The 23,601-nt window shown below is 65.9% G+C and carries 20 protein-coding genes and 2 pseudogenes; 13 read left to right on the top strand and 9 right to left on the bottom strand.

Annotation, left to right across the window (positions count from 1 at the left end):
- Window positions 1–71: 71 nt before the first annotated feature.
- The gene (locus ACYP5B_RS42780) at window positions 72–419 is read left to right on the top strand and encodes a hypothetical protein (protein WP_459573635.1); all 348 of its coding nucleotides are present in this window, start codon (window positions 72–74) and stop codon (window positions 417–419) included.
- 24 nt (window positions 420–443) lie between these two features.
- Window positions 444–1,214 carry a trans-aconitate 2-methyltransferase gene (gene tam, locus ACYP5B_RS42775; RefSeq protein WP_318232351.1) on the top strand — a complete coding sequence of 257 codons (771 nt, stop codon included), beginning with the start codon at window positions 444–446 and terminating at the stop codon, window positions 1,212–1,214.
- A 19-nt stretch (window positions 1,215–1,233) separates the two neighbouring features.
- Here tam and ACYP5B_RS42770 read toward each other — a convergent pair.
- A pseudogene (locus tag ACYP5B_RS42770) lies at window positions 1,234–2,507 on the bottom strand (hypothetical protein).
- A gap of 110 nt (window positions 2,508–2,617) precedes the next feature.
- A pseudogene (locus ACYP5B_RS42765) lies at window positions 2,618–2,800 on the bottom strand (tripartite tricarboxylate transporter substrate binding protein); the annotation flags it as partial.
- Between the two features lie 190 nt (window positions 2,801–2,990).
- Here ACYP5B_RS42765 and ACYP5B_RS42760 point away from each other — a divergent pair.
- Window positions 2,991–3,896, top strand: a complete 906-nt coding sequence (locus ACYP5B_RS42760; RefSeq protein WP_459573634.1) for a LysR substrate-binding domain-containing protein — start codon at window positions 2,991–2,993, stop codon at window positions 3,894–3,896.
- Between the two features lie 74 nt (window positions 3,897–3,970).
- On the opposite strand, the gene ACYP5B_RS42755 is transcribed toward ACYP5B_RS42760, so the two are convergent.
- Entirely contained in the window at window positions 3,971–4,543 is a 573-nt protein-coding gene (locus tag ACYP5B_RS42755; protein WP_459573633.1) for a MarR family winged helix-turn-helix transcriptional regulator, read from the bottom strand.
- Window positions 4,544–4,889: 346 nt separating this feature from the next.
- Between ACYP5B_RS42755 and ACYP5B_RS42750 the strand changes: the two genes are divergently transcribed.
- A complete protein-coding gene (locus ACYP5B_RS42750; protein WP_459573686.1) occupies window positions 4,890–5,849 on the top strand; it encodes a tripartite tricarboxylate transporter substrate-binding protein in 960 nt (319 codons plus the stop codon).
- Between the two features lie 266 nt (window positions 5,850–6,115).
- On the top strand, window positions 6,116–7,078 hold the full coding sequence (locus tag ACYP5B_RS42745) for a Bug family tripartite tricarboxylate transporter substrate binding protein (protein ID WP_459573632.1): 963 nt from the start codon (window positions 6,116–6,118) through the stop codon (window positions 7,076–7,078).
- 28 nt (window positions 7,079–7,106) lie between these two features.
- On the opposite strand, the gene ACYP5B_RS42740 is transcribed toward ACYP5B_RS42745, so the two are convergent.
- Window positions 7,107–8,036: a LysR family transcriptional regulator gene (locus tag ACYP5B_RS42740; protein WP_459573631.1), complete on the bottom strand. Its 930-nt coding sequence runs from the start codon at window positions 8,034–8,036 to the stop codon at window positions 7,107–7,109.
- 145 nt (window positions 8,037–8,181) lie between these two features.
- Here ACYP5B_RS42740 and ACYP5B_RS42735 point away from each other — a divergent pair, with 145 nt between their 5' ends.
- The 3 genes from ACYP5B_RS42735 (at window position 8,182) to ACYP5B_RS42725 (ending at window position 10,852) form a co-directional block, all read left to right on the top strand.
- On the top strand, window positions 8,182–8,715 hold the full coding sequence (locus ACYP5B_RS42735; RefSeq protein ID WP_459573630.1) for a phosphonopyruvate decarboxylase: 534 nt from the start codon (window positions 8,182–8,184) through the stop codon (window positions 8,713–8,715).
- 4 nt (window positions 8,716–8,719) lie between these two features.
- Window positions 8,720–9,316 (top strand): thiamine pyrophosphate-dependent enzyme, encoded by a 597-nt coding sequence (locus tag ACYP5B_RS42730; RefSeq protein ID WP_400091147.1) that lies wholly within the window; start codon window positions 8,720–8,722, stop codon window positions 9,314–9,316.
- Window positions 9,317–9,382: 66 nt separating this feature from the next.
- Window positions 9,383–10,852, top strand: coding sequence for an aldehyde dehydrogenase (locus tag ACYP5B_RS42725; protein WP_400091148.1), 1,470 nt, complete (start codon window positions 9,383–9,385; stop codon window positions 10,850–10,852).
- 27 nt (window positions 10,853–10,879) lie between these two features.
- Here ACYP5B_RS42725 and ACYP5B_RS42720 read toward each other — a convergent pair whose 3' ends face one another.
- Complete coding sequence (locus tag ACYP5B_RS42720; RefSeq protein WP_400091151.1) at window positions 10,880–11,803, bottom strand: LysR family transcriptional regulator; 924 nt, start codon at window positions 11,801–11,803, stop codon at window positions 10,880–10,882.
- 282 nt (window positions 11,804–12,085) lie between these two features.
- Between ACYP5B_RS42720 and ACYP5B_RS42715 the strand changes: the two genes are divergently transcribed.
- The 4 genes from ACYP5B_RS42715 (at window position 12,086) to ACYP5B_RS42700 (ending at window position 16,262) form a co-directional block, all read left to right on the top strand.
- Entirely contained in the window at window positions 12,086–13,264 is a 1,179-nt protein-coding gene (locus ACYP5B_RS42715; RefSeq protein WP_318235598.1) for a CaiB/BaiF CoA transferase family protein, read from the top strand.
- Window positions 13,265–13,305: 41 nt separating this feature from the next.
- On the top strand, window positions 13,306–14,124 hold the full coding sequence (locus ACYP5B_RS42710; protein ID WP_459573629.1) for an HpcH/HpaI aldolase/citrate lyase family protein: 819 nt from the start codon (window positions 13,306–13,308) through the stop codon (window positions 14,122–14,124).
- A gap of 43 nt (window positions 14,125–14,167) precedes the next feature.
- On the top strand, window positions 14,168–15,016 hold the full coding sequence (locus tag ACYP5B_RS42705; RefSeq protein ID WP_459573628.1) for an HTD2 family dehydratase: 849 nt from the start codon (window positions 14,168–14,170) through the stop codon (window positions 15,014–15,016).
- 85 nt (window positions 15,017–15,101) lie between these two features.
- Complete coding sequence (locus ACYP5B_RS42700) at window positions 15,102–16,262, top strand: acyl-CoA dehydrogenase family protein (protein WP_400091156.1); 1,161 nt, start codon at window positions 15,102–15,104, stop codon at window positions 16,260–16,262.
- A 58-nt stretch (window positions 16,263–16,320) separates the two neighbouring features.
- Here the strand turns inward: ACYP5B_RS42700 and ACYP5B_RS42695 are convergent, their stop codons facing one another.
- Genes ACYP5B_RS42695 through ACYP5B_RS42685 form a run of 3 tightly spaced genes read right to left on the bottom strand, consistent with a single transcriptional unit; the run spans window position 16,321 to window position 18,865 of the window.
- Window positions 16,321–17,538 (bottom strand): pyridoxal phosphate-dependent aminotransferase, encoded by a 1,218-nt coding sequence (locus tag ACYP5B_RS42695; RefSeq protein ID WP_459573627.1) that lies wholly within the window; start codon window positions 17,536–17,538, stop codon window positions 16,321–16,323.
- Window positions 17,538–18,200 (bottom strand): RraA family protein, encoded by a 663-nt coding sequence (locus ACYP5B_RS42690; protein ID WP_459573626.1) that lies wholly within the window; start codon window positions 18,198–18,200, stop codon window positions 17,538–17,540. The genes ACYP5B_RS42695 and ACYP5B_RS42690 overlap by 1 nt, the downstream gene beginning before the upstream one ends.
- Window positions 18,197–18,865: an RraA family protein gene (locus tag ACYP5B_RS42685; protein ID WP_459573685.1), complete on the bottom strand. Its 669-nt coding sequence runs from the start codon at window positions 18,863–18,865 to the stop codon at window positions 18,197–18,199. Before ACYP5B_RS42685 ends, ACYP5B_RS42690 begins: the two co-directional genes overlap by 4 nt.
- Window positions 18,866–18,973: 108 nt before the next feature.
- Between ACYP5B_RS42685 and ACYP5B_RS42680 the strand changes: the two genes are divergently transcribed.
- Entirely contained in the window at window positions 18,974–19,897 is a 924-nt protein-coding gene (locus ACYP5B_RS42680; RefSeq protein WP_400091161.1) for a LysR family transcriptional regulator, read from the top strand.
- A 22-nt stretch (window positions 19,898–19,919) separates the two neighbouring features.
- Here ACYP5B_RS42680 and ACYP5B_RS42675 read toward each other — a convergent pair whose 3' ends face one another.
- On the bottom strand, window positions 19,920–23,369 hold the full coding sequence (locus tag ACYP5B_RS42675) for a pyruvate carboxylase (RefSeq protein WP_459573625.1): 3,450 nt from the start codon (window positions 23,367–23,369) through the stop codon (window positions 19,920–19,922).
- Window positions 23,370–23,601: the final 232 nt, after the last annotated feature.

Genomic DNA, 23,601 nt, shown 5'->3' with positions numbered 1-23,601 from the left:
ATATGCATTGGAAATCATAGCAGTTCGGCTCTATCCTGACGGCATGTTTCGGGCATCAACGGAGCACGGCCATGGACCAGGGAAAGGGAACGGGAACGGGAACGGATCAGGATCAAGGCAGGGACGCCAACCTTCCCGCCCCCTCGTACTCCGGCAATTTGCTGGAATTCCTGGCGTGGCTGGACGCCACGCCGCGCACCTTCGCCGACACCATGGCGGCATGGCGCACGTCCTGCCCACGGCTGTCCGCGTGGGAGGACGCGACGACGGCCGGCCTGGTGGGGATGACGTCCCGGCCTGGCGTGCCGCGCGCGCAGGCCATCGTCGCGTTGACCCTCAAGGGCAGGGCCGCGCTGCAACAGGCCAGGCAGCCCGCGATGCCGAAGAATCCGAACAAGCCAGATCTTCCGAAGCACTAGGACCGAACCCGCAAAGGAGCAGCAATGACTTGGTCAGCCAAGCAATACGTGAAATTCGAGAACGAGCGTACCCGCCCGGTACGCGACCTGCTGGCCGCGGTGCCGGGGCGCGAGCCGCGCATTGCGGTGGACATCGGCTGCGGCCCGGGCAACTCGACCGAGGTGCTGGCCGCCTGCTTTCCCGGCGCGAGCGTGACCGGGCTGGACAGCTCGGCCGACATGGTCGAAGCCGCGCGCAAGCGGCTGCCGGCATTGAAGTTCGAGGTGAGCAGCATCGAAACCTGGTATGACCCGGGCCCCTACGATGTGATCCTCGCCAATGCCGTGCTGCAATGGCTGCCCGACCACGGCCGCCTGCTGCCCGCGCTGGCCGCCAAGCTGGCGCCCGGCGGCAGCCTTGCCATCCAGGTGCCCGACACGCTGGACACGCCCGCGCACCGCCTGATGCGCGAGGTCGCCGCCGATGGCCCGTGGGCCGGCAAGCTGGCCGCGGCCTCGCAGGCGCGTACCGGGTTGCAGGGCGCTGGCTGGTATTACGAACTGCTACGCGCGCATTGCAGTACGGTCGATGTCTGGCACACCACCTACCACCACGCGCTGGCCGGCGGCCCCGCCGCCATTGTCGAGTGGTTCAAGGGCACCGGCCTGCGCCCCTTCCTCGACCCGCTGGACGAAGCCGAGCGCGCGGCGTACCTGGAGCGCTATACGGCGGCAGTGGCGCGCGCCTATCCGCCGATGGCGGACGGCAGCGTGCTGCTGCCGTTCCCGAGGTTCTTTATTGTGGCGACGCGCTGAAGGCCAGGGCGGCCTTGTTTCAGGCGCTGGCTGTGAGCGCGCTGACGTCCATCACGTACATCTGCCGTTCGCCATCGTGGATCGAGTCGATGCAGGCGTGGCGGCCGTCGCGGCTCCAGCGCGGATGCAGGTCGCAGCGGTTCTCCTTCTTCAGGCCGGGGTCCGTGTAGAAGCTGCCCAGGTCATGGCGCAAGCCGGACGCCGTGTCGTAGAGAAAGAGGATCCGCTCGTTGGTGGCGGCATCGGGATAGGTGTCGCTCAGCAGCCAGTTGCGCGCCACCGGCGAGAATGTCATGTGGCCGTTTTCCGTCAGCACGCCGTCGCCGATGACCTGCACCTCGCCGTCCTCGCTGTCGTGATAGAGGTGGTAGTGGATGCTGCCGGCATGCGGCCCCCACACGATGATGTGCTCATCGTCCTGCCACAGCGGATGCGAGATCTGGTACTCGGACTTCTCATAGTCAAACGTGCCGACCGCGCCGGGATCGAAATCCGCCGCCAGTTGCGGCAGCGGATGGTCGGAGCACTCCAACAGGCGCAGGTCGGAGCCATCGGGATTGGCCGTGATGAGCCGGTGCAGGAAGCATGTCTCGTCCTTCACTCGCTCGGTCCAACGGTGCAGCAGCAGCACGCGCGACGAGCGCGGGTTGATCTCGATATGGCCTCCTTGTCCATCGAGGCCTTCGGGTGGAAGTTGCGCAGGTCCTGGTAGCTCAGGACCAGGCGCGTCTGGCCGGTGCGCAGGTCCATGTAGTGGATGCCGTCGTCGGCCGGCGCGTTGGGCAGCGCGGGTTGCGGCGTCGCGTCGCTGTAGCCGATGGTCTGGTGCGTGATGTACAGGCGGCGGTAGTTCACGCACAGGCCGTACTCGCTGTTCGGCGCGACCACATACACGGGCATGGGCAGGGTCCTGTCTTCCCCCGTGTCCACGTTATGCACCGTCGGGCCCAGATGCGGGAAGAAGGCCGATGCGTCGTCCGTCCTGCGGTTGTAGATGAGCTGCCTGCCGGGCGCGCCGTCGAGCCACTGCAGCTGTGCGCCCATCTGCCAGTTCCAGGCGGTGGTCTGGCCTACGCGGTGAAAGCGGTCGCCATCCTGCAGGTCGAAGAAGCCGATTTCGGCTACCAGGTCCGGCACCAGTTCGGCGTCGGCCATCGGCACGCGCTGCGCCAGCACGTAGCGCTGGCTGCGGTCCCAGGTGCTCTTGTTGTAGTAGCCAAAGAAGTGGTGGAGGCCGTCCGCGCCCAGCCGCCGGTAGGGCAGCGGGCTGGCAATGATGCGTGAGGAATGCATGAAGCTGGGTTTCCGTTGAGACTGGATATGCTGGCGCAAGGCGGGTTTGCCGCCTTGGTATCGCGCCGCTTTGTTCCGCGCTACTTCGCGTTATTCCGCGTTGTTCCGCGTTATTCCGCGCTGATCTTGCCCTTGGCGATGACCTGGTCCCAGCGCGCTTTTTCCGTCGCGATAAAGCGCTGCGCGGCGTCGCGGGTGTTGGCCACGGGGGTCATGCCTTGCTCCTGCAGGCCCTGGCGGAATTCGGGCGTGGCGACGATCTGCCGGATATCAGCGTTGAGCTTGTCGGCGATTCAACAGCAGCTTCCGCTTCATCGGAGTGTTCTCCCTTTTTTTGGCCGCTGGCCCGGCTATCGGCGGCGCGTTCGTCTTGATCGTGCGGCGAGTGTAGGGGAGCGACATTATTCTGAATAATGCTTTATCGCGGGGAGACTATGCAGTCGTGGTATATCTTGCGGGTCTAATCGATCCGGACGTTTTCCCATGGCGAGACCCCTGAATTTCCGAGAAATCGAAGCCTTCCGGGCGGTGATGCTGACCGGCACCACCACCGCGGCTGCAGCGATGCTCCACACGACCCAGCCTTCGGTGAGCCGGCTGCTGGCCCAGATGCAGGCCGCGGCGGGGCTCAAGCTGTTCGATACACAGAAGGGGCGGCTACGCCCAACGCAGGAAGCGCGCTGCTTGTTCGATACCGTGCAGCACCACTTCATGGGGCTGGCAAGGATCGAGCAGGACGTGGCGGTGCTGCGCAAGTCCGGCACCGGCGTGCTGCGGATCGGCTGCACGCCGTCACTCGGGCTGGGGGTGATGCCGCAAGTGGTCGGCGAGTTCGCGCGCCGCCATGCGGACGTGCACGTCAATCTGCAGACGGTAGGCGGGCACCACCTGCGCGAGGGCCTGCTCAATGGCCAGTATGACCTGGTGCTGTCCACCAGCCATCTCGACGATCCCCACTTCGACGTGCGCGTCATGCATCGCACCAACGCGGTTTGCGTCATGCATCCCGGCCACGCGCTGGCCGGGCGCGCCACGATTCACGTACGCGACCTGCACAACCAGTTCCTGCTCACGCTGAATGCCGATGACGAACTACATGTGGCATTCCTGCGGGGCATGCGGCAGTGGCAGGTAGAGCCGTCGGCCACCATCGAGACCACTTATTCGGGGACCATCTGCAGCATGGCCGCGCAGGGCGCCGGCATCGGCATCGTGAATCCGTACGTGGCTGACGTGTTCGCGCACGGCCTGCGCGTGCTGCCGCTGCTGCCGGCTTGCCCGGTGGAAGTGTGCATGGCGCTGTCCAGCCAGTCGGCCAGTTCCGCGATCACCGAGGAATTCGCCGCGCTGCTGGAGACCCGATTCGCGGCGCGGGAGGCGCGGCGCTGACCGTGGCGCGCGTGCTCAGGCCTTGCGCAGGTAGCAGGCCTTGAGCATGAGGCTGCCGGCGCTAAGCAGGCGGGCTACTTGCCATTTCCAGCCACCTGCGCATCGCCCTGCGCCGGCGCCTGGCGGCTGCGCCCGCTGCCTCCGCGCCGCCGGTCCGCGAGCGGCAGGCCGCCACGCGCGGCCATCTGCCGCGAGCGCTGCTCAAGCCGCCCCAGCATGTCACCTAGCTGCGCCACTTCCTTGCCCTCCAGCGCATCCAGCAGTTCCAGGTTGACCTGTTTCGTCAGCGGGAAGATCTCGCCGTACAGCGACTCTCCCGCAGCGGTCAGCGCCAGCGTGACCTGCCGCGCATCGTCCGGCCGCGCCACCCGGCTGACCAGCTTCTTGTCGACCAGGGCGGTGATCGTGCGGGAGGCGCGGGGACGGTCCAGGTGGGCCAGTTGCGCCAGCTCGGACGAGCTCATCTCGTGCGGCGCACCCTGTGCGCCCAGCAGGGCCAGCAGGCGCCATTCCCTGCGCGTGATGCCGAACTGGCCCTCGCAATAGCGGATCACGATGCCGCCGGCATCTGCCAGCAGGCAGCTCAGGCGATAGAGCAGGAGGTCCTCGATCGATTGCGGCTGGTTCAGGCGGTTGGTAGCTGGCACGGAAGCTGGCACGGAAGCTGGCACGGAAGCTGGCATGGAGGCGACCCTGGTGAATCGGATGTTCGTGATCGCGTGGCCTGGCAAGGCGCTCACGCGAGAAGCCGCATTACAGTCCAGCGGCGCCATGGCGTCAATCAATGCGACGAATGCTACACGGCGGCGGGCCCGCGTTCGGCCACGTCGTATGGCCCGTTCAGATAATCCGGATTCTCTTGCGCGGGCTTATCCGGCAACCTTCGGCCAGCACCCTAGAACAGGCAAGCGACTCAGCTTGCCGGCACGAGTTTCGGAGACAACGATGATTGGCATGACCGCGATAAAGCACGTAGGCACTGGGTTGAGGTGGATGGTTTTCGGGCCGCTTGCGGCAGCGCTTGCCTCGGGCGCGATGGCCGCGGATGGGTTCCCGTCCAAGCCGGTCACGCTGGTGGTTCCCTTTTCGGCGGGCGGCCCGACGGATGTCGTGGCGCGAGCACTGGCGCAGGCGATGTCCAAGGATCTCGGCCAGAGCGTGATCGTGGAGAACCGCCTCGGCGCCGGCGGCACCGTCGCGGCGGCCTATGTCGCGCGGGCCCAGCCGGATGGCTACACCATCCTGATCCACCACAACGGGATGGCGACGGCGCCCGCGCTGTACAAGAAGCTGTCGTACAGCCCGCTGAGAGACTTCGAGTACATCGGGCAAGTCGCGGATGTCCCGATGACGCTGCTCGGGCGCAAGGACCTGCCCCCGGCCACCGCGCAAGACCTGGTGAAGTACGTCACCCAGAACAAGGACAAGGTCTCCCTGGCCAATGCCGGGCTGGGGGCGGTATCCCAGCTGTGCGGGCTGCTGTTCGAGGAGGCGGTGCATGTGAAGATGACTGCGATTCCCTACCAGGGCACCGGGCCGGCGCTCACGGCGCTGCTTGGCGGGCAGGTCGACCTGTTGTGCGACCAGACCACGTCGACGCTGCCGCATATCAATGCCAACCGGCTCAGGTTCTATGGCGTGACCACGCCCAAGCGCATCAAGGCGCTACCCAATGCGCCGACGCTGCAGGAGGGCGGTCTCAAGGGCTTCGAGATGAAGGTCTGGCATGGGGTCTACGCGCCCAAGGGCACGCCGCCAGCCGTCACCGCGCGCTTGACCAAAGCCCTGCAGAAGGGCCTGCAGGACCCGTTGGTAGCGAAGCGGCTCGATGATCTCGGCGCCGAGGTCGTGCCGGTCGACAAGCAGACGCCGGAAGGGCTGCACACCTGGCTCAAGGCGGAAAGCGACAAATGGCAACCGCTACTGAGAACGATGAAGGTGGAAGCGGACTAACGAGATGGCATGACGGGTGCCAGCGCGGGCCGGCCAGGGCCCGCCGTCATCGCAAGAACGCCGCCTGCAGACGCAGCGCGGCGTTTTTGCGTTCGCCTGCGGCAGGGCGGTAGCAGCGCGCGCCCGGGCCAGCGCTGCAGGCATCTAGTTCGCTGATGGCAGCAGCGTAATTTTCTATTTCACCATTGTCTTGCCCGCTGGCTACCATCGTCTCCACGGGTCTGGCGATGGCCGCCGGGCCCGCACTATAACAATCTGGAAGAGACATGAAACGCTTGATTGTGCAAGTCGGGATCGGTGCGCTCGTCGCCTTTGGCGCGCACGCCCAGCCGGTGTACCCCGACCATCCCATCCGCATGGTGGTCGGCTTTGCCGCCGGCGGCAGCACGGACCTGGTGGCGCGTATCGTCGCCAACAAGGTCGGCATGCTGCTGGGCCAGTCGATCGTGGTCGAGAACCGGGCAGGCGCGGGCGGCAGCATTGCCACCGACGCCGTCGCCAAGAGCAAGGCCGATGGCTACACGCTGCTGTTCGGCACCAGCTCGCACGCCATCAACGCGTCGCTATACAAGACCCTTCCCTACGACAGCGGCGCGGTCGTGCCCGTGTCGATCGTGGCCGCCGTGCCGATGGTGCTCTCGGTGAACCCATCGGTGAAAGCCAACATCGCAAAGGAACTGGTCGACGACATCAGGAAGCACCCCGGCAAGTACAGCTACGGCTCCGCGGGCAAGGGCAGCGCGCTGCATATGGCCGTGGAACTGCTGAAGTACCAGGAACACCTGGACATCGTCCACGCGCCTTACCGGGGTGCGAGCCAGGCGATCCAGTCCGTGATGTCCGGCGACCTGCAGTTCATCACCGATGCCGTTTCCACTTCCGCGCCCATGATCAAGGCCGGGCGCCTGAAGGCGCTCGCGGTCACGACCGGCACGCGTTCGAGCGTGCTGCCGAATGTCCCGACGATGAAGGAGGCGGGCTTTCCCAGCTATGAAACCTCGATCTGGAACATGGTGATGGTGCCCCGCGGCACGCCCGCGCCAGTGATCGAAAAGCTGAGCGCGGCCCTGCAACAGGCCGTCAAGGACCCTGAAGTACAGGAGCGGATGGAGAAGATCGGCGTGGAACCCGTGGTGGATTCCAGCCCGGACCAGGCCGCCAGGTTCGTGCAGGCGGAGACGCGCCGCTGGGCGGAGGTCATCAAGGCGGGCAACATCCAGGCGGATTGAGTGCAGCCCTCGGCGGCGCCCGGCCGCGCTACGCGCCAATCCAGGTGGCGCCTGGCCAGGCGCCATCCAGCACCAGGCGCTTGATCAGCGTGACCAGTTCCGCCGAGGCGAAGCTGGCGGCAGGCGACATCCGGCGTGTGGCCGGATGCGCCAGCACGATGCGCCGGGAAAGGTTGGGAGAGGTGATCGGCGCTGCGGCCAACGTGCCTCTTTCCAGTTCTTCGGAGACCGCCGAGCTGGGCAGGACCGTATAGCCAAAGCCCTTGGCAACCAGGGATTTCTGCACGCTCAGGGAGTTGGTCTCGACGGCGACCGTGAGCGAGACCCCGGCTACCGCACACGCATGCTCGACCACCGTGCGCAGGCCGTGCGGCGCATTGGGTAGCACCAGCGGCAGGTCCCGCAGGCTCTCGATGGTATGCGCGGCGCCCGCGGGCACGGTGCCGGGCAGGCCGATCAGGCAGAGCTGTTCGTCGAGCAGCGCCTCGACCTGCAGGCCGGGGGAAGCCTTGATGTCGTACAGCAGCGCGATCTCGACCTCGCCCGACTCAAGCCATTGCATGAGGTTGCCCGCGTAGCCCACGTTGAGCCGCATGACCAGTTGCGGGTGCTTGTCCTTCACGGTGGCGACCAGCGCCGCGGCCAGCAGCTCGCACGTGCTGGGGAGCAGGCCGAGCGCCGCCGTGCCGGAGATCGTCCCGGCCACCGGCTGGATCTCCGCCTTGGCCCGGTCAAGCTCGCGCAGTGCGCGGCGGCCGTACTCAACCAGGGTCCGGCCAGCGTCGGTGAGGACCATGCCATGCCGTTCGCGCTCGAACAGCTCTACGCCGAACTCCTCTTCAAGCAGCCGTACATGCCGGGAGACGGCCGGCTGCACGATGCGAAGAAGCTCGGCGGCCTTGGTGGCGCTGCCGGTCTCGGCGATGGCCAGGAGGGCGCGAAGTTGCTTGATGTCCATGGGCGTGGGGTGCGTGATCCTGATGGTTGGCCGGTGATGCCCGGCTATCCAAATTACTGATGGAGGAATCAAATTATTGTATTTCATAAAGGATTCCATTCAATTTTATGATAACAGCGTTGTTCCCCTACCTGGATCACTTCCCATGACAAATCCAAATCCTGAGCCCCTTGCCTGGCAAGAAGACATCTTCCGAGTCATCAAGCAAGTCGGGGTCCGCCAAGTTGCCTACGTGCCGGACGCCGGCCACGCGCATGTCATCCAGCGGGCCAAGGCCGACCCGGAGATCCGCGACATCGTCCTTACCACCGAGGAAGAGGGCGTCGGCGTGGTCAGCGGCGCGTGGCTGGGCGGCGAGCGCGCGGTGCTGCTCATGCAGAGCAGCGGCGTGGGCAACTGCGTGAACATGTTCTCGCTGCTGGAAAGCTGCCGTTTCCCGTTCTTCACCATCGTGACCATGCGCGGCGAGTACGCCGAGTTCAATCCCTGGCAGGGGCCGATGGGCCTGGCCACCGAGGGGGCGCTCAAGCTGATGGGCATCACGGTGTACCGCGTGGACTCGCCGCAGGACGCTGCGGAACTGGTCGATGCGGGGCTGTCTTCCGCATTCGACGCCGGGCAACGCGTCGCGATTCTTCTCTCTCAAAGCCTCATCGGCCGCAAAAAGTGGGTGCGCTGAACCTATGACTACCTCGACCTCCAAGCCGGCGATCAACCGCCGCGATTTCGTTGCCGCGCTGCTCAGGCAGTTTCCCGATGCGCTCGTCGTGACCGGTCTCGGCTCGCCCTCGTACGACGTCTTTGCCGCCGGCGACCGGCCGAGCAATTTCTACCTGTGGGGCGCAATGGGCGGATCCACCTCGGTGGCGCTCGGGCTGGCCGTGGCACAGCCGCACAAGCAGGTCATCGCCATCACGGGCGACGGCGAGCAACTAATGGGCATCGGCAGCCTGGCGACCGCCGCTGCGCAGAACCCGAAGAACCTCGCGGTGGTGATCCTGGATAACGGCCACTTTGGCGAGACCGGCATGCAGCAAAGCCACACCAGCCTGGGCACCAACCTCGCGCAGGTGGCCAAGGGTTGCGGCGTGGCTACGACGCTCGAGATCTTCGACATCGACGAAATCGAGACGCTGGCGCACGCGATCCGCAACGCCGGCGGGATGACCGTGGCCCGGGTGAGCGTCGGCGCCGAGGAGCACCAGCGCGCCTTGCCGCCGCGCGACGGCGTATTCGTCAAGAACCGGTTCCGCCAGCATCTAGGCTTCGAGCCGTTCTAGCCGTCCTAGCCGTCCCGCGGCAGCTTGCCATCCTGCACTTCCAACCTAACCGGACAGCATTGCCCCATGAAGCAGTATCAAATGTTCATCGACGGGACCTTCGTGAATGCAAGCGACGGTCGCTGGTTCGAAACCCAGAATCCCTTCACCGGCAAAGCCTGGGCAGAGGTTGCCCGCGGCACGGCGGCCGACGTCGACCGCGCGGCCAGCGCAGCCGATCGCGCATTCCGCGTGGGCCCGTGGGCGGAGCTGACGGCCACCCAGCGTGGCGCGTTGCTGCGCAGGCTCGGCGACCTGATCGCCAGGGACGCCGAGCGCCTGGCCGAGTTCGAAGTGCAGGACAACGGCAAGCTGCTCGCCGAGATGAGCGGGCAGGTGAGGTACCTGCCGCAGTGGTTTTACTATTTTGGCGGCCTGGCCGACAAGATCGAGGGCACGGTCATCCCGCTCGACAAGAAGGGCTACTTCAACTACACGCGCAGCGAGCCCTTGGGCGTGGTGGCCGCCATCACGCCCTGGAATTCCCCGCTGATGCTGCTGGCGTGGAAGATCGCGCCGGCGCTGGCCGCCGGGTGCACGGTGGTGGTCAAGCCGTCGGAATTCACTTCCGTTTCCGCGCTGGAGCTGGCGCTGCTGTTCCAGGAGGCAGGCTTTGCGCCGGGCGTCTTCAACGTCGTGACGGGTTTCGGCGCGGAGGTCGGCTCGCCGCTTGTCACGCATCCGCTGGTCAGGAAGGTCACGTTCACGGGGTCCGATGCCACCGGCCGCGTGATCAACCAGCAGTGCGCGGCGCAGTTCAAGCATGTCAGCCTGGAGCTTGGCGGCAAGTCGCCCAACATCGTGTTCAACGATGCCAACATGGAGGATGCCGTCAACGGCGCCGTCTCGGGCATCTTCGCGGCCAGCGGACAAACCTGCATTGCCGGTTCCCGCCTGCTGCTGCAGGAAGACATCCATGATGCATTCGTGGACAAGCTGGTGGCGCTGGCCAGGACGGCAAAGCTTGGCAACCCGATGAACGCCTCGACTCAGGTCGGCCCCATTACCACGCCGGCGCAGTATGACAAGGTGCTTTCCTACATCCAGATTGCCAAGGACGAGGGCGCCAACCTGGTGCTGGGCGGCCAGCCCGCGTCGTGCGGGGACGGGTGGTTCGTCGAGCCGACCATCTTCTCCGGCGTTACCCCGCAGATGCGCATCGCGCGGGAGGAAGTCTTTGGCCCGGTGTTGTCCATCCTGAAGTTCAAGGACGAACGCGAAGCGATAGCGATCGCCAACGATAGCTGCTACGGTCTCGGGGCGGGCGTGTGGACCAGCGATATCGGCAGGGCGTTCCGCATGTCCGAGCAGATACAGGCCGGCACCGTTTGGGTGAATACGTACCGGGCGGTCAGTGTCATGTCGCCATTCGGTGGCTACAAGGACTCCGGCCTGGGGCGGGAGAACGGCATCGACGCGATCCGGGCTTATCTGCAGACCAAGAGCGTCTGGATCAATACCGGCGCGGGCTCCGGCAATCCGTTCACCATGCGGTAGCGGTGCCTTGGTGGGACGTTCGCGTCGTCAGCCGATGACCTTTGCCGGGCTCCCGCCGGCAGCTTGCGCCACGTTGATCAGCTCGTCGATGAGGGCGCGCGCGCAGCCGGGCAGCCCCTGCAGTTCGCGCACGATGACCGCGCGCTCGCGGATCACCCACGGGTCGTCCAGCTCGACGATGGCGAGCTTCATGGTCTGGCGGTGCCGCAGCGCCGCGGAGAGCGGCACCACGCCGATGCCCACGCCCGCTTCGATCATGCGGCACATCGCTTCAAAGCTGCGAATCTGGATGCGGATCTGCAGCTTGCGCCGTTGCTCGCGGACCAGGTCGGTGAGGAAGGCATGCAGGGTGCTGCCTTCGTGCAGGCTCACGTGCTCGTACTCGAGGGTGTCGGCGAGCGAGACCTTGCTCTTTTGCGTGAGCGGATGGCCGATGGGTGTGGCAAGCACGAGCTTGTCGGTGCTGAAGTGCACCACTTCAAGCCCTTCCGGGTTCAGGGGCCCGGAGATGATGCCAAGGTCCGCGCTGCCGTCGAGCACGCCCCGGATGATGTCCCGCGTCAGGCGCTCCTGCAGGTCAACGGTCACGGCAGGGCGCTCCGCCATGAAGCGGGAAAGCACTTCCGGCATGAACTCCGTGACCGCGGTGGTGTTCGCGAAGATGCGGATGTGACCGACGGTATCCTTCGAAAACTCCTCGAAATCGCTGCGCACATGTTCGAACTGCCGCTCGATGACCCGCGCGTGGCGCAGCAGCCGTTCTCCGGCGGGCGTCAGCGCCAGTCCTTTGCTCTCCCGGTAGAACAGCCGGGTGCCCAACTGGTCCTCCAGGGATTTGAGGCGCGCGCTGGCAGCGGCTGGGGACAAAAATGCTTTTCTCGCACCGCGAGAGAGGTTTTCTTCCTCGGCGATGCGGGCAAAGAGCCTGAGGTCGGCAAAGTCAAAGTGCATGGATACTCCTTCGCCGCCACTGTACCAAGGGGTCGCTGGCGCCGCAATTCATGCGGCGGCCGCGCTGGCAAGGCATGGTTTCCACTAAAGCGAATGGATGCTTCGATAAAACAAGATATACCGATACCCCTCACTTTGAGAGACTAGCTCCGGCGGACGCTGCACCAGGCGTGCCGCCCAAGCGTGGCGACTTCCGGCTGGGACGGGGCGCCGTGGACCCATTTCTCCCGTTTGCCGCTGCGCTGCGCAGGGCAGGCGGGACCCTGACCGGATAAGGCTGCTATGCGCCCCCTGGATGGCATCACCGTTGTTTCCCTCGAACACGCCATTGCCGCGCCGTTCTGTACCCGGCAGCTGGCGGACCTTGGTGCCCGGGTCATCAAGGTCGAGCGGCCCAAAGTGGGCGATTTCGCGCGTGGCTACGATGAACGGGTGGATGGCCTGTCCTCGCATTTCGCCTGGACCAACCGTTCCAAGGAAAGCCTGGCGCTGGACCTCAAGCACAGCGAGGCATCCACCATCCTGGACAAGATCCTCGACAAGGCCGACGTGCTGGTCCAGAACCTGGCGCCGGGCGCGGCGGACCGGCTCGGCCTTTCCTATGCGGCGTTGTCGCAGCGCTACCCCGGCATGGTCGTTTGCGATATCTCAGGCTACGGCAACGACGGTCCCTACCGGGACAAGAAGGCCTATGACCTGCTGATCCAGGCGGAGTCCGGCTTCGTCTCCATCACCGGCACCCCCGATAGCCCCGCCAAGGCAGGCTGCTCCATTGCCGACATCGCCGCCGGCATGTACGCCTATACCAACATCCTGGCCGCGCTGCTGCAGCGCGGCAAGACCGGAAAGGGCGCGCATATCGACGTGTCGATGCTGGAGAGCATGGTCGAGTGGATGAGCTACCCGCTCTATTACGCCTTCGATGGCGCAACGCCGCCGCCGCGTGCCGGCGCCTCGCACGCCACCATCTTCCCGTACGGCCCTTTTACCGCCGGCGACGGCAAGACCATCATCCTGGGCCTGCAGAACGAGCGCGAGTGGGAGGCCTTTTGCCGCGTCGTGCTGGAGCGGCCGGAGCTGACGGCCGACGCGCGCTTTGTCACGAACTCCCTGCGCACACAGAGCCGCGCGGAACTGACGGAGATCATCACGACGGTGTTCTCCGCCCTGACGATCGAGGCGGTGATCGAGCGGCTCGAGCGCGCGCAGATCGCCAATGCCCGCATGAACGACATGCGCGACGTCTGGGACCATCCGCAGCTCAAGGCGCGCGAGCGCTGGACCTCGGTGCAGTCGCCCGTCGGCGTCATTCCGGCGCTACTGCCGCCCGGCACCCCGCAGTCGTTCGAGCCACGCATGGACGCGATTCCCGCGCTTGGCCAGCACAGCGAGCGCATCCTGCGCGAGCTTGGCTACACCGCGGACGATGTAGCCCGCCTCAGCGCCGAAGGCGCGATCTGAACCTATTGCCCGCTATTGCCCGCTATCCGGATAAAGACCTCATGGCAACCGCCGCTATCGCTCGTTCCTATCTCTTCGTGCCCGCCAATCGTCCCGAACGCTTCGCCAAAGCCAACGCGTCAGGCGCGGACGCGGTCATTCTCGACCTCGAGGACGCGGTGTCCGACGAGGACAAGGACCGGGCAAGGGGGCTGCTGGAGGCGTACCTGGCTGGCGGTGGCGCCGGCATGGTGCGCATCAATGCCGCGCAGACGCAATGGTTTGAGCATGACCTGTGCTTTTGCGGCGAGGCAGGCGTGACGGGCGTCGTCCTGCCCAAGGCGGAAAGCGCGGCGGATGTCGCGCTGGTGGCAAAACACCTTCGCCCCGGCGTGAAGGTGCTCCCGCTCATCGAGACCGCCAGGGGCATGGCCAATGTCAACGAGGTGGCCGGCGCGCCGGGCGTTGACCGCCTGGTATTCGGGACCGTGGATTTCCGCACTGAGATGGGCATCGAAGGCGACGACCAGGAACTGCTGTTTTTCCGCTCCATGCTCGTCCTTGCGTCCCGGGTCGCGCGCATCGCGGCGCCGGTGGACGGGGTGACGCTTGCCATTGCCGATGTCGACGAAATCCGCAACGCCACCGAACGCGGGCGGCGCCTGGGCTTCGGGGCAAAGCTCTGCATTCATCCCGCGCAGGTGGCCGAAGTCAACGGCGCCTACCGGCCAACCGAAGCGCAACTGGCCTGGGCCGCGAGAGTGGTCGAGCAGGCAAGGTCAGGCCCGGGCGCATTCCAGCTGGACGGCGAAATGATCGACGCGCCCGTCATTGCGCGCGCCGTGAGCCTGCTTGAGCGCGCGGGCCGGGCGCCGGCCTGATCAACATCAACGATTGACCCCGAGCATAACCACAGAGAGATTGATGGACACTGCCAAACTGAAGGAGTGGATCGGTAAGTCAACCGAGTCCCAGGACGAAATCACCGCGTTCCCGGTCAAGGCGCTTTGCGCGACCCTGGACCGTGAAGACCCGGCCCCCGTGCGTGGCGATGCCTTGCCGCCGCTCTGGCACTGGCTGTATTTCCTGCCGCTGCACCGGCAGTCCGAGCTGGGCGTCGACGGCCACGCCAATCGCGGTGGCTTCCTGCCGCCCGTGCCACTGCCGCGCCGCATGTGGGCCGGCGGGCGCCTGCGCTTTCACCAGCCGCTGCGCGTTGGCGACGCGGTGTCGAAGACCTCCACCATCCTCGACGTGAGTGCCAAGACGGGCCGGACCGGCTCGCTGGCCTTCGTGACCGTGGAGCACAGATATTCGGGGCCGCAGGGCCTGGCCGTGACGGAAGAGCACGACATCGTCTACCGCGAGCAAGCCGCCACGGGCGCCGCGGCGCCGGAGCCGGTTGCCGCGCGCACGGACGAAGACTGGTCCCGCGATATCGCACCCGACCCGGTGCTGCTGTTCCGTTTCTCCGCGCTGACGTTCAATGGCCACCGGATCCACTACGACCACGAGTACGTGACCACCGTCGAGCACTATCCGGACCTGATCGTCCACGGCCCATTGCTGGCCGTGCTGCTGCTCGACCTGGTACGCAGGAATCTGCCGGATGCCACCGTCAGCAGCTTCTCCTTCAAGGGCGTGCGGCCGACCCATGTTCCCCAGCGCTTCCAGGCCTGCGGGAAAGTGAGCGAGGACGGCAAGACGGTCGCGCTGTGGATTCGCCAGGCGGACGGCGCCCTCGCCATGACCGCTACCGCCGAGCTTGGCTAAGCCAGGCTCATCCAATCGGAATCAATTCGGAATCAAACCGAATCAAACCGAACCAGACAAAGCAAAGCGCTTACGGAGACATCCCGTGCTGAACATAGTCGATGAACATCAAGAAATCCGCGAAGCCATCCGCGACCTGTGCGGGCAGTTCTCGTCGGAGTATTTCCGCAAGATCGACGAGGTCCGGGGCTATCCCGAGGAATTCGTCAATGCGCTGACCGCCGCCGGCTGGCTGGCCGCCCTGATCCCCGAGGAGTACGGCGGATCGGGGCTGAGCCTGACGCAGGCCTCGGTCATCATGGAAGAGATCAACCGTGCCGGCGGCAACTCGGGCGCCTGCCATGGCCAGATGTACAACATGGGCACGCTGCTGCGCCACGGCTCCCCCGAGCAAAAGAGGGAGTACCTGCCGAAGATCGCGAGCGGCGAGCTGCGCCTGCAATCCATGGCGGTCACCGAGCCGAGCACCGGGACGGATACCACCAAGATCAAGACCACCGCGGTGCGCAAGGGCGACAAGTATGTCGTCAACGGCCAGAAGGTCTGGATCTCGCGCGTGCAGCACTCGGATCTCATGATCCTGCTGGCGCGGACCACGCCGCTGGCGGAGTGCAAGAAGAAGTCGGAAGGCATGTCCATCTTCCTGGTGGACCTGCGCGAGGCCATCGGCAAGGGCCTGACGGTCCAGCCGATCATCAACATGGTCAATCACGAGACCAACGAGCTCTTTTTCGACAACCTGGAGATCCCGGCCGAGAACCTGATCGGCGAGGAGGGCAAGGGCTTCAAGTACATCCTGGATGGCCTGAACGCCGAGCGCACGCTGATTGCCGCGGAATGCATCGGCGACGGCTACTGGTTCATCGACAAGGTGACCAAGTACGTCAACGAGCGCGTGGTGTTCGGCCGGCCCATCGGCCAGAACCAGGGCGTGCAGTTCCCTATCGCGCGGGCGTTCGTCAACGTGGAAGCGGCGAGCCTGATGCGCTTCCAGGCTGCCAAGCTGTTCGACGAGCACCAGCCCTGCGGCGCGCAGGCCAACATGGCCAAGCTGCTGGCGGCGGATGCCTCCTGGGAGGCCGCCAACGCCTGCCTGCAGTATCACGGTGGGTTTGGCTTCGCCGCGGAATACGATGTGGAGCGCAAGTTCCGCGAAACCCGCCTGTACCAGGTCGCGCCGATCTCGACAAACCTCATCCTGTCGTATGTCGGGGAGCACATCCTTGGCATGCCGCGGTCGTTCTGAGGATCGGAGGCAGCGTAGCGCCGGCATGCGGCGCTACGCTGCCTGCTACTCAATCGGTTCAATCGCTCAGCGCCGCGCAGAACCGCTGGATCGCCTGGCATGCCTGGCGCAGTGACTCGGTGTCCAGCGCGTAGGCAACGCGGATGTAGGGCGCAAGGCCGAAGGCACCGCCGTGCACGACCGCCACGTTGGCCTCGTCCAGCAGCGCAAGCGCAACATCCTCGTCCGTGTTCAGCAACGTGCCGGCCGGCGTTCGCCGGCCGAGAAGCCCTGCGCAGGAGGCGAATGCATAGAACGCGCCGCTCGGCACCGCACAGGAAATCCCCGGTGTCTCGTTGAGCAGCTCGACCATCAGGTTGCGCCGCGCCTCGAATACGCGCCGCGTCTGGGCGATGAACGCCTGCGGCCCGTCAAGCGCCGCCAGCGCGGCGTGCTGGGAGATGGAGCTGGCGCCGGAAGTCTGCTGGCCCTGGAGCTTTTCCATGGCCTCAAGCAGCCAGCGCGGGCCCGTGCCAAAGCCAATGCGCCAGCCGGTCATGGCATAGGCCTTGGACACGCCGTTCATCGTCAGCGTGTGCGCCGCCAGGCGCGGCTCGACCGCTGCAAGGGTATGGAAGCGCTCGCCGTCAAAGGTCAGATGCTCATAGATGTCATCCGACAGGATCAACACATGCGGGTGCGCAAGCAGTACCTCGGCAAGCGCTGCCAGTTCGCCGCGCGTATAGACGGCCCCTGTGGGGTTGGCGGGGGAATTCAGGATGAGCCAGCGCGTCTTCGGGCCGATCGCCGCGGCGAGGACGGCCGGCGTCAGCTTGAATCCGACGTCCGCATCGCATGACACCACCACGGGGTGCGCCCCGCAAAGCTGGACCATCTCCGGGTAGCTGACCCAGTAAGGCGCGGGCACGATGACCTCGTCGCCCTCGTTCAGGGTCGCCGCCAGGGCGTTGTAGATCACCTGCTTGCCGCCGCTGCAGACAATGGTGTCCCGCCAGTCCACGTCGAGCCCGTTCTCGCGCCTGAACTTGGCGGCAACGGCTTCGCGCAGGGTGCGCAGGCCGGCGACCTGCGTGTACCGGGTGTGGCCCTGGCGAATCGCGTCGACCGCGGCGTTGCAGATATGCACCGGCGTATCGAAGTCCGGCTCGCCCGCGCTGAGCGAAATCACCTTTGCGCCGGATGCGCGCTTGGCCGCCACGCGGTCCATCATCCGGTAAGTGGCAGAGGGTTGGGCGCTGGCCAGGTTCTCATTCAGGCGCTGTGCAGCGGTTGTCATCAGGCTTTCCTTTGCAGCGTGTGGTAGCCCAATGCCGCGCGGGCTTCCCCGAGGGTCTTCCCATTGGCGATGTGCTCGCGAATCCGCGCTTCCACGGACTCGATCTGGCGGGCCAGTTCGGCAACCTCGCGGGCCCGGTCGCGCGGGACGACGACCACCCCGTTGGCGTCCGCAACGACGATATCGCGGGCACAGACGCGGGCCGTGCCGATGGAGACCGGCGCGTTGATTGCTTCGACCTGTACACGGTCCTTGCCGGTGCGCATGAAGCGGCCGCGCGTGAACAGCGGATACCCGTCGCCGAGCGCCTTGGCCACATCACGGCACACACCGTCGATAACGGTGGCCGCGATCCTCCGCGCGCCGGCATATTGGGTCATGATGTCGCCCCAGACCGTGCAGTCGGTGCGGCCGTCGTTGTCGATCACCACCACATCGCCTTCGGCCACGTCATCGATGAAGTCGCCGACCGTGCCCGGCGGCGTGCTGGCGGACACGTACCTGACGGTGTAGGCGGGCCCGACGACGACCTGGGTGTAGTTGTCCAGCGGCGCAATGCCCAGGCACTGGCCGGGCAGGCCCAGCTTGTCCATGGCGTCGGACACGCCGGGGGTGTCCAGGCCTGCGAACAAGGCCGATAGTTCTTTGTCTGCTGCATTCATTTGGCATCTCCACTGTGGATGGCGTCGAATTCCTTGTCATGCATGACTTCAGCGACCGAACGTCCGGCGCGCACGGCCTTGACCATCAAGTCCTGGCGGTGTGCTATGCGTTCGCCAAGCGCCACGACTGCTTCGATGCGCGCGGCCGCCACGAATACCGTGCCGCAACGATCGGCGATCACGTAGTCATCCTGATGAACAACCACTCCAGCGAAGTTGACAGGCTCGCCGGAGCCCACCTGCACGATCCGGTTGCGAGCGCTGATCATGGTGACGCCACGCCCGAACACGGGATAGCCGATGGATTCGCTGCCTTCGATGTCGCGGCTCAGGCCGTCGATCACGGAGCCTCGCACCTGCCTGGCGGTGGCGGCATTGGCCAGGATGTCGCCCCAGCAAGAGACGCCATCGATGCCGCCGGCAATCACAAGCACGCGGTCATCGGCCTGGATCCCGGCGACGACCGGGGTGATCAGGTGCACCGTCGGCTTGGCATCCGTCTTGCGGCCCAACTGGATGGTGCTGGCCCGGCCAACGATCTTCGCGCAGTCCCAGAGCGGGCGAATGCCAAAGGTTGCGCCAGGAAGGTTTAGGAAATCGAGGGCATCCGACACCGTGTTGGTATCGAGTGCGGCGAGGCGGTCGAGCAAGGTGGGGGAGGTCATTTCGAGCCTGCGATTCGGGTTGCCAGGTTTCCACTTTCGGCGATAGAGATGGATATGTAAATTCCGAATCCGGTAACCTATCAATATGTAAAACCTATCAAGGCAACCATGATCAATTTCCGGCTTGTCCGTCACCTCTGGGTGTTCCTGGCTGTTGCCGAGGAGCAGCATTTCGGGCGTGCCGCCAAGCGGCTGGGCATGTCCCAGCCGCCCGTCACCGAGCAGATCCAGATACTGGAGCAGGCACTCAAGGTGAAGCTCTTCGAGCGCTCGCGGCGTGGCGCGCAGCTCACGCCGGTCGGCGCCGCGCTGCTGCCGGCCGTGCAAAAGCTCGCGGAACAGCTGGAGCGGCTCGACGTGGCGGTACGGGAAGCCGTGCATGGCCAGACCGGGCTCTTGACGATCGGCGCGATCTCGTCCGCGATGCTGGACACGCTGCCTGCGCTGATCGACCATCTCAAGGCCGAGTACCCGCAGCTGACCATTTCCGTGACGGAGATCGACAGCGTCGACGCGGTGCCCGCGCTGGAGCGTGGCGACGTCGATCTGGCCTTCGCGCGTCTTGAAGGGGAACTGGGCCCGTCGATCCAGTCCATTCCTCTCAAGCAGGACCGCTTGGCGGTTGCGCTGCCACGGGCGCACGCACTGGCCGAGGTGCCCCGCATCAGGCTGGCGGCGCTGGCCGATGAGGAGTTCGTGATGTTTGCCAGGCAGGTCAGCCCGGTCTACTACGACAGCCTCATCGCGACCTGCCGCACCGCGGGCTTCTCGCCGCGGGTGCTGCACCAGGTGCGCACGGTGTCTTCGCAGATCGCCTTCGTCGGATGCGGGCAGGGGATCGCGCTCGTTCCCGCGTCCTTGAAGAAGGCCGCGCCGGACAATGTGGTGGTCCGGCCGCTGAAGGAAGCGGTGAACGTCGTGACGACCGCCATGGCCTGGTCGACCACGCGGGAGAACCCGATGGTGGCCAACGTCATCGCCGCGCTTTCGGCCAGGAAAGCCACGGCGCGATTGCGAAAGGCCAGGGCTTAGGCAGGCGCGTCGGCGATGCGCGCTAAGCCGGCTTCATCGCCACCAGCAGGTCCTTGGCTTCCACCAGGTCTCCCGGCTTGACATGGACCATCTCGACCACGCCGTCGGCTTCGGCCTGGATGGTCATTTCCATCTTCATGGCTTCGAGCGAGAGCAGGGTGGCGCCTGCCTTGACGATGTCGCCGGCCTTGACGCAGACCGAGGCGACCGCGCCGGGCATGGGGGCCGGCACATGCAGGGGATTGCCTTCCTCGGCGGGCGCGCGCCGCCGCTTGCCGCCGCCGTCCCGGGTGGCGTCCACGCGCACCAGCCTGGGCTGGCCGTTGAGCTCGAAGAACAGCTTTACCTGCCCGTCGTCGTCCGCCACGGACTTGCCCAGCAGGCGGACGATCAGCGTCTTTCCCTGGGCGATATCGACGGCGACTTCCTCGCCTTCCTGCATGCCGTAGAAGAACACCGGGGTGGGCAGCACCGATACGTCCTCGTAGGTCTTGCGCGCATGCGCAAAGTCGGCGAACACCTTGGGGTACATCAGGTAGGCGGAGATGTCGTTCTCCGTCGGCGCATGGCCGAGCAGCGCCTGTACCGCCGCGTGCGCGGCTTCCATGTCGGCCGGCGGCATGACGGCGCCGGGGCGTGCCGTGAGCGGCGCCATGCCATTGAGCACCTTGTCCTGCAGCGCCCGCGGAAAGCCCTGCTCGGGGAAGCCCAGGTCACCGCGAAACAGGGAGACGACGGAGTCGGGGAACTGGATGTTGCTGTCCGGTGCCAGCACCATGTCGGCGCTGAGGTTGTTGGCCACCATATAGAGCGCCATGTCGCCCACGACCTTGGAGGTGGGCGTGACCTTGACGATATCCCCGAAGAGCTGGTTGACCTCGGCATAGGTCGTCGCCACGCGGGCCCATTGTGGCTCCAGGCCCATGGCCCGGGCCTGTTCGCGCAGGTTGGTGTACTGGCCCCCGGGCATTTCATGCAGATAGACGTCGGACGTGCCGGCACGCATCTCGGATTCGAAGGGCGCGTAATACGCCCGCACGTCTTCCCAATAGCGGGAGATTTCCTGGATGGCCGCGGGCAAGACCGCCGGGGCGCGCTCGGTGCCATGCAGCGCGCTGACGATCGAACCCAGGTTGGGCTGCGAGGTCAGGCCGCTCAGCGCATCGATGGCGCCGTCCACCGCATCCACGCCGGCGTCGATCGCGGCGAGCACGCTGGCGGCGGCAATGCCGCTGGTGTCGTGCGTATGGAAGTGGATCGGCAGGCCGGTCTCCTGTTTCAGCGCGCTGACCAGCGCTTTCGCCGCTGCCGGCCGGCATAGCCCGGCCATGTCCTTGATGGCGATGATGTGCGCGCCCGCGCTTTCCAGTTCCTTCGCCATCTTGAGATAGTAGGGAAGTGTGTACCGGCGTGACGCGTCGAACAGGTCGCCCGTATAGCAGATCGCCCCTTCGCACAGGGCGCCGGATTCGCGCACGGCCTCCATGGCGACGCGCATATTGTCGACGCTGTTGAGCGAGTCGAAGACCCGGAACAGGTCGATGCCGGTGGCCGCGGCCTGCTGCACGAAATGACGGACCACGTTGTCCGGATAGTTGGTGTAGCCCACGGCGTTGCTCGCGCGCAGCAGCATCTGCAGCAACATGTCCGGCATGGCGCTGCGCAGCTTCTCGAGCCGCTGCCATGGATCCTCCTTGAGAAAGCGCATGGCGACGTCGAAGGTCGCGCCGCCCCAGCACTCCACCGAGAACAGCCCCGGCAGCTTGGCCGCGTAGTGCGGCGCGATCTGCGCCATGTCGCAGGTGCGCATGCGGGTTGCAAACAGCGACTGGTGCGCGTCGCGCATGCTGGTGTCGGTCAGCAGGACAGCTTTCTGCTCGCGCATCCACGCCGCGAACTTCTCCGGGCCAAGCTGCTTGAGCAAGGGGCGCAATCCGGCCTGGACGGGCGGGGTACCGGCATCCACCGGCAGGCGCGGCGGCCCGAACGTGCCGGCCGGCGCGGTGCGGCCGCGCATCTCGGGGCTGCCGTGCACGGTGGTCTCGCCGATGAACTGCAGCAGCTTGGTCGCGGTGTCCTTGCGCGCCGTGAAGCGGAACAGCTTGGCTTCGGTGTCGATGAAGCGGGTGGTGTAGTCGCCAGCGGCGAACTTCGGGTGGGAGACCACATTCTCCAGAAAGCGCAGGTTGGTCGAGACGCCGCGCACACGGAACTCGCGCAGGGCACGGAGCATCCGCTGGGCCGCTTCATCGGCCGTTGGCGCCCATGCGGTCACCTTGGTCAGCAGGGAGTCGTAGTAGGGCGTGATGACCGCGCCGGCATACGCGGTGCCGCTATCCAGGCGGATGCCGAAGCCGGCGCCGGTGCGGTAGGCGGTCAGCCGGCCATAGTCGGGGTTGAAGCCGTTCTCCGGGTCCTCGGTGGTGACGCGGCACTGCAGCGCGTGGCCGCGCACTTCGATGCCGGCCTGCAGCGGCACGCCGGACGCAGCGTCGCCGATGCGCGCGCCTTCCGACACCTTGATCTGCGCCTTGATCAGGTCGATGCCGGTCACTTGCTCCGTCACCGTGTGCTCCACCTGGATCCGGGGATTCACCTCGATGAAGTAGAACGCCGAGGTCTCCACATCCATCAGGAACTCGACGGTGCCTGCGTGCGTGTAGGATACCTCGCGCCCCAGGCGCAGCGCGGCCTGGCACAGCGCCTCGCGCTGGGCCGGATCGAGATAGGGCGCCGGCGCGCGCTCCACCACCTTCTGGTGCCGGCGCTGGATCGAGCAGTCGCGCTCGAACAGGTGGACGAGGTTGCCATGGGTGTCGCCCAGCAGCTGGACTTCAACGTGGCGCGCCTGGCGCACCAGCTTCTCGAGGTACACCTCGTCGTTGCCGAAGGCCGTCAGCGCTTCGCGGCGTGCCACGTCGAGCTGGGCGCGCAGGTCGTCCGCGCTCTCGATCACGCGCATGCCGCGCCCGCCGCCGCCCCAGCTTGCCTTGAGCATCACGGGATAGCCGATCGCCTCGGCAGCGGCGAGTGCATCGTCCAGGCTGCCCGTGAGTGCGGGCGTGGCAGGCATCACGGGCACGCCGGCGCGCTGCGCCGCCTGCCTGGCGGCGATCTTGTTGCCTAGCGTGCGCATGACTTCCGGCTCCGGCCCGATAAAGACGATGCCATGCGCGGCGCAGGCCTGGGCAAAGTCCGGGTTCTCGCTCAGGAAGCCGTAGCCGGGGTGAATGGCATCGACCCCCGCATGCTTGGCCACCCGCAGGATCTCGGGCACGGACAGATAGGCCTGGGTGGGCTTCATCGCCTTGCCGACCAGGTAGCTTTCGTCCGCCTTGAAGCGATGCAGCGCGAAGCGGTCCTCGTTCGAGTAGATGGCGATGGTACGAATGCCCAGCTCGCTGGCCGCCCGCATGATGCGGATGGCGATCTCGCCGCGATTGGCTACCAGGATGCTCTTGATCTGTTTCATGTGGGGTGACGCTCATCGAACAGGCCCGCCACGGGCTGTATCGATAAGGATAGTGCCTGGCTTGGGCAGCGCAAGGCACTTGCGATTCAGGCCCGACGCTTCGGCTGCAGCGGAGCGTTGCACGCGACATCGCGTGCAACCTGTCCATCCGGGCGTGGCCGGCTAGCCGCGATGGACTGGCGATGGGTCCGGGAATGATTGATTAGAACAATCGATGGCATGGCACGTACAG

The sequence above is a fragment of the Cupriavidus sp. 8B genome (genome assembly GCF_054589115.1).
Note: the sequence above shows the minus strand (reverse complement) of the source record. Positions and strands in the feature narration are given on the sequence as shown.